Consider the following 12782-nt stretch of genomic DNA (forward strand, 5'->3'; position numbering starts at 1 on the left):
AGGTAGCCTAATGAGTGATATAAAAGAACGCCTGGACAAAGTTCGGGCATTGATCCAGGAACCGGAGTTTCTGGAAGGCAAGGGACTCAGCAATGAGGTGAATATCAGAATCTTCTGTTATGAACCGGAGAATGAAATTGTTGTCCGCCATTTTGTAAATCAGCTGGAAATTGATCAGTCCTTAGATTGCCATTTGATTGTTTGTAATTTATATAAAACATTTCTCTCTATCTGCGATGATATGGACATCACAGATGCGATTCCCGATATGGAAGAAGCTGACGGAAGTGCTTATCTTCTGGAGCAGCTTAATTCTGCAATCGGCAATGGAGAGTTTATTGAAAAAATTCAGTATGAGCCACACGAACCGGGTGATGTGCTGATGCTGACAGGTGTAGGCGAGGTTTTTCCATTTATGAGAATCCACACGTTACTAGAAGCCTTACAACCATATTTTTCGGATGTTCCGATTTTGGTTATGTATCCGGGTGAGTTTGATGGTCGTCATGTAAAACTATTCAATCGCCTGATACCAAATGATTATTACCGGGCATTTAATGTCATAGAGTAAGTGTTAGTAAGAAAAATATGCTCGTATATTTGGCGAGCGGCGAACGATAATTATGCACAAAGTTCATAATAGATTAAGGGGAGATAAAGCCATGATGATTCAAGATATGTTTGCAGATGACATCAACCGCAAAATCAATGGTGTCATTAAAGTTGACCAGGCTGCTGACGATGTAATCGAGCAGGAATTAAATGAATATGTAATCACCAGAGAATTGAAGAAACACTTCATTACATTCTTCAATTACTATGGAGATGCCTTTGACCAGCCAACCGCTGATATGGGTGTTTGGATTTCTGGTTTCTTTGGAAGTGGTAAATCTCACTTCCTGAAAATGCTTTCTTACCTTCTAGAAAATAAAGAGGTAAAAGGTATCCGCAGTGTAGAGCGTTTCCGTAAAAAGTTTGAGGACGATCCAGCAACCTTTATGCTGATCGACCGTGCTACAAAGGGACCGACTGAGACGATTCTGTTCAATATTGATATTGAGGGATTCAGCAATAAAGACAAGACGGCTGTTCTTCGTGTTTTTGCAAAAATGTTCTATAACCATCTGGGATTTTACGGCGAGAATCTGAAAGTTGCAATGATGGAGCGTTATATTGACCAGCAGGGCAAGACCGAGGAGTTCCGCAGAGTTTTTGAAGAAAAGAAAGGCAAGTCATGGCTGGAAATGCGCCGTGCCTTCGCTTTTAATGGTAAGTTCATTATTCCGACGCTGATGGAAGTTCTAGACATGAGCGAGGACGATGCTAGGGCGTGGTTTAATGATAAAACCGCAACAGAAATTTCTATCGCACAACTTGTTGAAGATATGAAAGCTTATGTAGATACTAAGCCTGCTAACTTCCGTTTGCTGTTTATGATTGACGAGGTTGGTCAGTATGTTGGTACGGATACCGATATGCTTTTGAATCTCCAGTCTCTGACTGAAAAAATCGGAAGTGAGTGCGAAGGAAAGATTTGGGTGATCTGCACCGGACAGGAAGCTATTGATGAGATAATCAAAGTTCGTGCTGATGAGTTCTCACGTATCCAAGCTCGTTTCAAAACAAGACTGAGTCTATCATCTTCCTCTGTGGATGAGGTCATTCAGAAGCGTATTCTGAAAAAGAAAGTGGAAGCTGCCAAAGCCTTAGAAGGTGTTTATGAGAGAAATGCTTCGGTTCTTCGTAATCTGTTCAGTTTTAGCGGTTCTATTCTGGACATTAAAGGCTACTCCGGTCCGAGGGAATTTACCGAGAACTTCCCGTTCGTGCCGTATCAGTTCATCATCATGCAGAAGGTATTTGCTGAAATCCGAAAGCACGGAAATTCCGGTAAGCACCTGTCCGGTGGTGAGCGTTCCATGCTCTCCGGTTTCCAGGAAGCTGCACAGAAAATTCAGGAGAAGGATGAGTATGCACTTGTGCCGTTCTTCCGCTTTTATGATACCGTACATACTTTCCTGGACGGTTCTATCCGTCGAGTAATCGAGCGTTGCCAGAAAGCTGCTGACAACGGCGATGGCATTGAACAGCAGGATGTGGATGTACTGAAACTTCTATATCTGATTCGATATATTGATGATATTCCTTCCAATCTGGACAATATCGTTATCCTCATGGCAGACGATATTCGTGTAGATAAGATTATCATGCGTGAAGCTGTCCGTGGATGTCTTGACCGTTTGATGAGCCAGAACTATATCGGCAGAACCGGAGACACCTACAATTTCCTGACTGATGAGGAACAGGACATTCAGCGTGAAATCCGAGATACCAATGTGGATACTGCTTCTATCGTGGAGCGTATCGCCCAGATGATTTACGGCGATATTTTCACAACCAAGAAGTTCCGTTATGGAAAATATGACTTTGCTTTCGATCAGATGGTGGATGGCATTACAGTTGGTGTGGCAACAGGCGGTATGCGTCTGCGTTTCCTGACCGTTGCTACCGATGTCATTGAAAAAACAGATTACCGTCTGATGGCAGAATCCAAGGGCAACGAAGCAATCGTTGTTCTGGCTGATACGCCTTACTATGAATCTCTGGAATCTGCCATGAAGATTCGTAAGTATGTAAAGCAGAGAAATGTAAGCCAGCTTCCAAAGAGTGTGCAGAAAATCATCAGCGATCAGCAGGACGAAGCCGGAAAATATGAGCTGAGTGCCATGACCGAATTGCAAAATGCTATCGAAGGGGCGCAGTTCTATGTAGATGGTGAGCATTTGGAAATTAAAGCCGGAAATGCCAAGAGCAAGATTGACCAGTCTCTTGAATATCTGGTTGCTCATGTATATAGCAAGCTCGACCTGATTACAGATAATGCAGGCAGTGACGTAGATATTATTGCGATTCTGACAGGTGCGGTAACAGCACTTCCGGGCATGGAGCCGAACCGGGATGCTGCTTCTGCCATGGAAGAATATCTGGAAATGCAGGATGCGAAAAAGCTGCCGACTTCCATGGCAGATGTGCAAAGCAAATACAGTGCGATTCCGTATGGCTGGAAAGAAATCGACATTGCTGCGGTTGTGGCACAGCTGATTTATTCCCAGAAAGTAACCATCAAGTATGCAGGCAATACCATTCAGCCGGATGACCCGAAACTGCCGGATATGCTCCGTAAAAAGAGTGAGATCGGTAAGACTTCCATCAGCAAGCGTAAGACTATTTCCGCTACAATGATGCGTGATGTAAAATCAATGCTCCGTGATTATTTCGATGTTATGGATGTACCGGATGATGAAGATGGTCTGATTCGCTTTGTGATTGAGAAATTCAGTGAACAGAGAGATTACTATGTTTCTTTAGATGTACGTTATGACGGACATAAATACCCGGATCATGCATTGGTACAGGAAGCTATTCGTATGATGGATGAGCTACTTTCTCAGAAGAAAGATAATATTGCTCTGATTGAGCGTGTCTTGAAAAAAGAGGATGCTCTCTTTGATAACAAAGAAGCCATGAGCAACGGCATTGAAAACTTCTTCAAGACTCAGGTAACAGTATTCGATCAGGCAGTGCAGTTTGAAAAATCGTTACATGATGACCTGGACCGTATTGCAGAAAATGAGGAAGCACATAAGGCGCTGAATACCATTCGTCTTATTACCATGGTTCAGACTGAAGGCAAGTTCAACTATAATCGGATTCGTGAACTGAATCCGCTGATGGAAACGGTTCGTACCGCCCATGACAAGATGCTGGAAGAAAAACGTGCCGAGGTTCTGGAAACGGTTCGTCAGTGTATGGAAGCTACCCATACTGCTGCAAATGGTGATTACAAAGCATCCCATCTGATTGAAAAATCGGACAAATATTTCAGTCAGTGCAAGGAGAAAATCGCAGAATTAAAGAGCCTTGCACTTTTGGATGCCATGTTCCTGCCGATGTGCCAGTACAAGGATGATACCGTCAGCAATATCGAGTCTGTTCTGACTCCACCTGCAGCGAAACCGTCAGTACAGCTGACACAGCCGAAAAAAGAAACTGTGCCTGTAAAGAAGAAAGTGGTTCGTGCTTATAACCGTCAGGTTGTATTCCAGGCAAAGACTTTACAGACGGATGCGGATATTGATGATTATGTAGAGAAGATTCGTTCCCAGCTGAAACAGTTGTTGAAGAATTGCGACGAGATCAAGCTGAACTAACGAGGAGAGATGAGTATGGATAAGAATGTGATTAAAAAATTTGCTGTCTGGGCAAGAACAGAGCTGATCGCCCGTGTTTCACTGAAAGGTGTGGAATACGGTATCACGGAGGACAACATTGAGGATGCCAATGCGGACAGCGTTGGTGGCAAAGTCCTCACTGCTGATGAAAAGAAACAGCGTCAGGCTCTGATTGCCGAGATTAACGATAAAGGATATAAGCAGGTCATGGAGGAGGTTGCCTATACTTGGTTCAACCGCTTCTCTGCTCTGCGATTCATGGAAGTCAATGGTTATCTTCCTTCCCATGTGCGTGTATTCACGGACGAGGAAAACAACTTTAAGCCGCAGATTATAGCCGAAGCTATTCATCTGGATTTGGATGGATTGGATATGGAAAAAGTCTATGAGCTGAAAGATGCCGAAAAGACCGAAGAACTGTATAAATATCTGCTGATCGTGCAGTGCAACGCCCTGAATAAGATTTTGCCGGGAATGTTTCAGAAGATTGCGGACTATACCGAGCTTCTTCTGCCGGACAATCTGCTCCGTGAAGGTAGTGTGATTCAGCAGATGATCGAGCTGATACCGGAGGATGACTGGAAGGATGCTGTCCAGATCATCGGCTGGCTGTATCAGTATTATAACAGTGGGAAAAAAGACGATGTTTTCGCAGCACTGAAAAAGAATGTAAAAATCACAAAAGAAAATATCCCTGCAGCGACCCAGCTTTTCACACCGGACTGGATTGTTCGCTATATGGTTGAGAACAGTCTTGGTCGTCTGTGGCTGGAGGGACACCCGGATGTCAAAGAGCAGCTTCTTCCGACAGAGGAAGAACAGTCTACTTATGCTGCCGGAAACCGTGACCCGGAAGATACCAAATGGCACTACTATCTGGAAGAATCCCAGCAGGAGCCGGAAGTGCAGGCACAGCTTGCAGAGATTCGCAAGGAGTACGCCGCACTGACACCGGATCAGCTGAAAGTTATTGACCCATGCTCTGGTTCTGGTCATATCTTAGCGTATATGTTTGATGTGCTGATGAAAATTTATGAATCCTATGGCTATACTACCCGTGAAGCAGTGGCAAGCATTGTGGAGAACAATCTTTACGGTCTGGATATTGATGACCGTGCGGCACAGTTGGCTTATTTTGCGGTAATGATGAAAGCACGTCAGTATGACCGCCGCTTCTTCAGCCGTGGCATTCAGCCCCATGTATATGCTATTGTAGAGAGTAACCATGTAGATAAATTTGCTGTGGACTATTTCTGTAACGGCGATATGAAGCTCACAGCCGCTATGGATACCATTATCAGCGAATTGCATGATGCAAAGGAATATGGTTCAATTCTGACTGTAACACCACAGGATTGGACTGCTCTGTATGACCGATTTGTAGAGATTACGGAAGATATAAATATGTCCCGTGATACGGCATTGAGAGAATTACTGCCGTTGGTGCAGGTGGCAGAAGCTCTGGCGCAGAAGTATGATGCGGTTGTGACAAATCCGCCGTATATGGGCGTTGCAAATATGAGTTCAAACCTGTCTGAGTTTGTGAAACAAAAATATCCTGATAGCAAAACAGATTTATTTGCTGTTTTTATGGAAGTTTGTAACAATCGAATTAAGAAAAATGGCTGTCAAGCTATGATAGCTATGCAATCATGGATGTTTTTGAGTAGTTATGAAAAATTGCGTGAAAAACTGTTACACTCGAATAATATGATAAGTCTTCTTCATTTAGGAATAAAAGCATTTGAAGAAATAGGAAATGATATAGTTCAAACTGCATCATTTGTTGTACGGAAAAACGTAATTTCTAATTATACAGGAAATTATTTTAGACTCTTGACACATGATAGAGAAGAAAAAGAAAGGCAGTATTTAGAAAAAGAACAGATGTTTTTGTTCTGCCAATATAGGTTCTTTGAAATTCCTGGACAGCCTATTGCATATTGGGTTGGTGAAAATACATTGGAAGATTTTGTGAAATTGCAAAAGCTGGGGGATGTTTCGAAACCAAAACAGGGAATCGCTACTGGCGATAACAATCGTTTTTTGCGTCTTTGGATGGAAGTTGACTATCAAAAGATAGCTTTTGGTATTGATAGTGGTGAAAAGGCTGCTAATAGTCTTTATACATGGTTTCCATATCAAAAGGGCGGTGATTTTCGAAAATGGTATGGGAATAATAGCTATGTGATAATTTGGAAAAACAATGGAGCTGTTGTTAAAAATTACAAAGGAGCAGTTATAAGAAACTCAGAATATCATTTGCGTGAAGGTTTAAGTTGGACTTGGATTACCACGGGATATTTTGGAGCAAGATATTCTCCAGCTGGTTCAGTTTTTGATGTAGCTGGATCAACGCTTTTTGCCAATAGTAAATTGTATTATATTCTCGCTTATTTATGCTCAAATGTTGCGGATTACTTAGTGAAAATCATAAATCCGACAATTAACTTTAGTAATGGCGTAATATCTAAGTTGCCAATTACTTTGGATTTACCAGAATCTGTTGAAAAAATAGCATTAGAAAATGTTAATATTTCAAAATCTGACTGGGATTCCTTTGAAACCTCATGGAACTTCCAGCACCATCCACTGATTCTTAAAGTTCCTACCATTGCCGAGGCATTTGAACAGTGGCAGACAGAATGCGACAACCGCTTTAATCAGCTAAAAGTTAATGAGGAAGAACTAAACCGCATTTTCATCGACATTTATGGCTTGCAGGATGAGTTGACACCTGATGTTGAGGATAAGGATGTTACTGTCCGCAAGGCTGACCTTGGCAGAGATATTCGCTCTTTCATTTCCTATGCGGTTGGCTGTATGTTTGGTCGTTATTCTCTGGATATGGATGGGCTTACCTATGCAGGTGGCGAATGGGATGCAAGCAAATACGCTTCTTTCCCTGCGGATAAGGATAACATTATCCCAATTTGCGATGATGAATATTTCGAGGATGATATTGTCGGTTTGTTCGTGAAGTTTGTGAAAACTGTCTATGGCGCAGATACGCTGGACGAAAACCTGAAATTCATTGCCGATGCTCTTGGCGGCAAGGGTCAGCCGAAGGACGTGATTCGGAATTATTTCCTAAATGATTTTTATGCTGACCATTGTTCAAGATATTCTGTAACAGGTTCTGGAAAGCGCCCGATTTACTGGTTGTTTGACAGTGGCAAGAAGAACGGTTTTAAGGCTCTGATCTATATGCACCGCTATCAGCCGGATACCATTGCCCGTATTCGTACCGACTATGTGCATGAACAGCAGGCACGTTATCGAACTGCTATTGACGATCTGGAACAGCGTATTGCTACTAATGCTTCTACCAGCGAGCGAGTGAAACTGAATAAAAAGCTGACCACCTTACAGGCACAGGATACTGAAATCAGAACCTATGAGGAAAAGATTCATCACCTTGCTGACCAGATGATTTCTATTGATCTGGATGATGGCGTGAAGAAGAATTATGCAATTTTCCAGGATGTTTTGGCTAAAATAAAGTAAGGAGGGCTTGTGTGAATGGACAATATATATGCTACGTTTTTACAAACTGCGGGATTATATGACTCTAAAGAGATTTGTGAAGATAACATTGCTGACTTGATTGAGTTACTTAAAGGAAATGTTAAAATTAGCGCTTATTGTAAAGAGTGCAAGCAAGAACGTGTTTTTAGCATGAAACCTATTGAGTATTATTTTGAAACGGGTCCAGAGGGGGATGAAGAAATTAGTTGTGCATCTCTTGGTGAGGAAATAGAGTCACTTCAAAATATGATATTTAGCACCAAAGCCAGACAAGAAAAGAGTCCTGCTGAAGAATGGAAATGGATAAATTTGCAAATAGCTGATACGACGAGATTAATGAAATTGGAATATATTTGTTCAATGGATGAGAAGCATCATCTTGATTATATTGTTCTGACAACGGACAATTCAATGATGAAAATTGGGCAGTATCCATCTATTGCAGATATGACATTTCCAGAATTAGATGCTTATAAGCATGTGATTTCTAAACAAGATCGAAAAGAGCTTGGAACTGCCATAGGGTTATTTGCAAGTGGTATTGGTGCAGGTTCATATGTTTATTTGAGACGAATTCTTGAAAGACTTATTTATCAAGCAAAAGCAACTGCGGGAGATAAAGTTAATGATGAGAAATTTGAACAGGCAAGGGTGGCTGAACGAATTAAGATGTTACAGGGATATCTGCCGGAGATACTCACCCAAAATACAACTATTTACGGAATCTTGAGCAAAGGTATTCATGAGTTGAGCGAAGAAGAATGTCTAAAGTATTTTCCTGTTGTGAAAGAATGTATTTATCGGATACTCGGTATGTGGGAAAGTGAGAGAAAAAATCAGGCTGATGAAGTTGCTTTAAACAAAGCACTGAGTTCAATTTCTTCATCAATTAAGTAAAAGTATGGCAGTAAGGGCTGCCAAAGAGAGCGAGGTGTTACAATGACAATAGAAGAAATTCTTGCAGGAGAATCGAAGAATGTAGAGTTCAAAGAGAATCTGCCGGAGAAAGGCATCAAATATATGAAGTCTGTGGTTGCCTTTGCAAATGGAACAGGAGGAAAAATTATTTTCGGAATTGCAGATAAAACCAGAGAAGTGGTTGGCTTTGACAAGGAAGATGTGTTCAAGAAAATGGATGCCATTGCCAATGCTGTATCAGACAGCTGTGAACCGGCAATCATCCCGGATATTACTTTACAGACGGTTGATGGTAAGACTGTCATTGTGGTAGAGGTTTCTGAGGGCAGACAGCGCCCGTATTATATCAAAGCTCTTGGCAGAGATGGCGGTGTATATGTCCGTGTTGCCGGAACTACCCGCCTTGCCGACGAGTATATGGTAAAGGAGCTGCTGTTCGAGGGCAGTAACCGCTACTACGATCAGGCTTTGTGTACGGGATTTAACATCACAGATGAAGATATTGATGCACTTTGCAAGGCAATGAAAGAACAGGCAGTCAAGAATGCCTATAATGAGGAACAGAAAGCATCTATCAAAGATGTCGGCAGACAGCAGTTGCGTTCATGGGGTGTTTTGATTGAGCGTGATGGAAAAGATTATCCGTCTAATGCCTTTGCTATTTTGACAGGCAATGGTGGACTTCACGTTGCAACGCAATGTGGCGTGTTCAAAGGTACAACGAAAGCGGTATTTGTTGACCGTAGAGAATATACCGGTCCACTTTGGGAGCAGATAGATGAAGCATTTCAGTTTGTTCTGAGAAATATTCATCTGGGTGCTACTATTGTGGGAATTTATCGGCAGGATATTTATGAGATTCCCCCGGATGCCATTCGTGAGTTAATTATCAATGCAATGATACATCGTAGTTATCTGGATCATGGTACGATACAGGTTGCCGTATATGACAATCGATTAGAAATCACTTCTCCAGGAAAACTGCCAATGGGACAAACTATGGAACGTATGAAAGAAGGCTATTCCAAAATCAGAAATGAAGCTCTTGCCCATGCATTTGCTTATATGAATTTGATTGAGCATTGGGGAAGCGGCATTCCGAGGATTATTGATAAAGTGAAAGCTGCCGGACTGCGGGAGCCTGAGTTTATTGGTGGCGAAGTTGATTTGCGTATCAATATTTATCGAGGTCAGGTTGACGGCACTGTTGTTGACCTCAATGCCCCCAATACCGCCGTTAAACCGCCGATAAACCGCCGGGAAACCGCCGATAAAGTGCCGACAAATGAACAGGAACAGCAAATTTATAAGTATGTATCGGAAAATGTAGGCATTACAACGGCACAGGCGATGAAACTTCTTGGCATCAAACAGCGTAGAACCAGAGAAATACTGGTTAAAATGGTTGAAAACGGTTGGTTGAGAAAAGAAGGTGCTTCAAGAAGCACAATATATGTAAAAAATACGGAAGGGAGATAATGCAGCATGGATACAGACAAAGTAATACAAGACTTAAACCGCAGATTCGCTGCACCTCTGCTGGAGTTTTATCAGCGTCGTATTATCTTCTGGTACGATGAAGATAAGGAATTTGAGGATAAGCTGGATGAAGTGGTTCTGGAAAATGCAAAGGTGATTGCGCTGACCGGAAATAATGCGTTTTCTGTGAAGAAACTGCTTTCGGTAGATGATTTGACCACAAACTATCTGGTTTACAGTCCGTGTGTCTACAACCGCCCGGATGATAACTGGCTTCTGGATGTGGAGCTTTACAGTGAGGAGTTCCGGGCAGACCTGATTTCCATCTGGATGGATGAGATGGGTCTTACATCGAATCCGGCCATGCGAAAGCAGGTCAAGAATTACCGTGCTTATTTCAATGCGAAAGACCGTCGGTTGAAAGTCAGCACACAGAATAAAGTTCCGGCAACGCCTGCACAGCTGCACATGGCTGTCATGGCGGCAATCTGCGGATTGAAAGCTGCACAGCCGAATATGATTCTCCGCAGTGTGTTCCGTGCCGGACTGGATTTGAAGAACAATACTGTTTATCAGGATTTTGTAAAATATCATGCAGATGGTGCATTTTGGGCGATGGTTCGTCAGGGTTGCGGATTTGTGGAGGAAGAACCAGACCTCGGACGACTGGCAATTCATTTGTTGTTGACTGCCGCTACCCGTACCATGCGGCAGGAGTATCTTGCCGGATTGGATGGATTCATTTCCATGCCGCACCAGGCATATTGCTATGATTTTATTTCTGAATGGCTTCATAGTGAGGACATTCAGCAGTTATATGATGTGGCACGGTATGTTGAGGATGAAGCCCGTCTGCATCAGCGCTTTGAAAAGCTGACTGTTGACGATTTGGCAGGAACGGAATGCTTCCCGTGCATCAACGAAGTGATTCTGACAAAGCTGATGACAGAGATCAGCGACCATATCATTGATGTGGATACCATAACTTCTACCGTTGAAAAGCGGAGAACCTGTGCGTGGTATGAACCGTTTGAAAATTTCTATGATGGTATCTTGCAAGTGGCGAATATGCAGAGCTTCTTCAAGGAACACTCTGCCGGATTCCATACCGCAGAAGCAAAAGGCATCTGGAAAGAATACACGGAAAGCTACTATCAGATGGATACCTATTATCGCTTATTCCATCTGAGCTTCCAAAAGAGCCTGGAAACTTCCAATATCTTGCTTGACGATTTGTTCAAGCACGTTGTCGATAAGGTGGAAGGACTCTATACGCATTGGTTCTTAGGTGAACTGGGTAACAACTGGTCAGATGTATGTGCGGATGAACTGGCAACCTACGGCAAGGTTTTGGAAGTGCCACAGCAGGAAGAATTTTACCGTTCCCGCATTAAGACTTCGGATACCAAGGTATTCGTGATTATTTCGGATGCCATGCGTTATGAAGTGGCGGCTGCAATGGCAGACCAGCTCCAGAGAGAAACACAGAGCAAGGTTTCCATCAGTAGTATGCAAAGCATCTTCCCGTCTATCACAAAGTTTGGTATGGCAGCGTTATTGCCACATAAAGAACTGACGGTAGAAGTTCGGAACGATGTTTTGACGGTTCTGGCAGATGGTCAGTCTACGGCAAGCACTTACCGGGATAAGGTTCTGAAAACAGAAGATCCGGCAAGTGTGGCTTTGAAATACAATGACATCATTGCCATGAAGCGAGCAGAACGAAGTGCGCTGGTAAAGGGCATGGATGTAGTTTACATTTATCATGATACCATTGATGAAGCGAGCCATACTTCTGATACCGCTGTTTTTTCTGCCTGTGATAAGGCAATTTCAGAATTGAAAAACCTTGTGCGTATTATTGTAAATGAATTTGGTGGCACGAATATTCTAATTACGGCTGACCATGGATTTCTTTATACATACAGTCCGCTGACTGAGGATGACAAGGTAGACAAGACCAGCTTTAACGGTATGGATGTGGAATATGGCAGACGCTATGCAATCATGCAGAAAGGCGCACAGCCGAACTATTTGTTGCCTGTGAAGTTTCTGGGCGGTAAAACAGAATTTGATGGATTTGCACCGAGAGAAAGTATTCGTATCAAGATGAATGGCGGTGGCATGAACTTTGTGCATGGTGGTATCAGCTTGCAGGAAATGGTTGTTCCAGTGATTGAATACCACTATCTCCGCAATGATTCTATGGAATACAAGCGCAATAAAAAGAAATATGATACCAAGCCGGTAACAGTCAATCTGTTGTCTGCAAACCGTAAAATCAGCAATATGATTTTCTCATTGAACTTCTATCAGAAGGATGCAGTCAGTGCAAATCGTGAGGCGGCTACCTATCAGGTTTACTTTACGGATGAGAACGGAAAACAGATTAGTGACGTTCAAAAGATTATTGCAGATAAGACCAGCGACAACGGTGCAGAAAGAACTTTCCGCTGCCAGTTTAATCTAAAGTCTTTGAAATACAATAATACAGATGTATATTATTTAGTAATTGAAAATGAAGATAAAAAGAGTACTCAGATACCGCAATGTGAATCATTCCAGATTGACATTGCCTTTGCAGTGGATGAGTTTGATTTCTTTAGTTAATACTGCAGGAGGAAA

The 12782-nt window shown here is 42.5% G+C and carries 6 protein-coding genes; all 6 read left to right on the forward strand.

Annotated elements, in window-relative coordinates; genetic code table 11:
* Positions 1-10 precede the first annotated feature (10 nt).
* The gene (locus tag KQI85_RS03170) at positions 11-571 is read left to right on the forward strand and encodes a DUF1788 domain-containing protein (protein WP_216574649.1); all 561 of its coding nucleotides are present in this window, start codon (positions 11-13) and stop codon (positions 569-571) included.
* Positions 572-662: 91 nt separating this feature from the next.
* Positions 663-4211, forward strand: a complete 3549-nt coding sequence (gene brxC / locus KQI85_RS03175) for a BREX system P-loop protein BrxC (RefSeq protein ID WP_216574650.1) — start codon at positions 663-665, stop codon at positions 4209-4211.
* Between the two features lie 15 nt (positions 4212-4226).
* A complete protein-coding gene (gene pglX, locus KQI85_RS03180) occupies positions 4227-7739 on the forward strand; it encodes a BREX-1 system adenine-specific DNA-methyltransferase PglX (protein ID WP_216574651.1) in 3513 nt (1170 codons plus the stop codon).
* A gap of 15 nt (positions 7740-7754) precedes the next feature.
* Complete coding sequence (locus KQI85_RS03185; RefSeq protein WP_216574652.1) at positions 7755-8657, forward strand: hypothetical protein; 903 nt, start codon at positions 7755-7757, stop codon at positions 8655-8657.
* Positions 8658-8699: 42 nt separating this feature from the next.
* A complete protein-coding gene (locus KQI85_RS03190; protein WP_216574653.1) occupies positions 8700-10157 on the forward strand; it encodes an RNA-binding domain-containing protein in 1458 nt (485 codons plus the stop codon).
* Between the two features lie 6 nt (positions 10158-10163).
* The gene (gene pglZ / locus KQI85_RS03195) at positions 10164-12767 is read left to right on the forward strand and encodes a BREX-1 system phosphatase PglZ type A (RefSeq protein ID WP_216574654.1); all 2604 of its coding nucleotides are present in this window, start codon (positions 10164-10166) and stop codon (positions 12765-12767) included.
* Positions 12768-12782: the final 15 nt, after the last annotated feature.

It is taken from the genome of Falcatimonas sp. MSJ-15 (assembly GCF_018918265.1).
Lineage (GTDB): Bacteria > Bacillota > Clostridia > Lachnospirales > Lachnospiraceae > Falcatimonas.

What these genes read in the sequence shown, in the direction of transcription:
- KQI85_RS03170 (WP_216574649.1), top strand. Translation starts at nt 11, where the DNA reads ATGAGTGATATAAAAGAACGCCTGGACAAAGTTCGGGCATTGATCCAG.
- brxC (WP_216574650.1), top strand. Translation starts at nt 663, where the DNA reads ATGATGATTCAAGATATGTTTGCAGATGACATCAACCGCAAAATCAAT.
- pglX (WP_216574651.1), top strand. Translation starts at nt 4,227, where the DNA reads ATGGATAAGAATGTGATTAAAAAATTTGCTGTCTGGGCAAGAACAGAG.
- KQI85_RS03185 (WP_216574652.1), top strand. Translation starts at nt 7,755, where the DNA reads ATGGACAATATATATGCTACGTTTTTACAAACTGCGGGATTATATGAC.
- KQI85_RS03190 (WP_216574653.1), top strand. Translation starts at nt 8,700, where the DNA reads ATGACAATAGAAGAAATTCTTGCAGGAGAATCGAAGAATGTAGAGTTC.
- pglZ (WP_216574654.1), top strand. Translation starts at nt 10,164, where the DNA reads ATGGATACAGACAAAGTAATACAAGACTTAAACCGCAGATTCGCTGCA.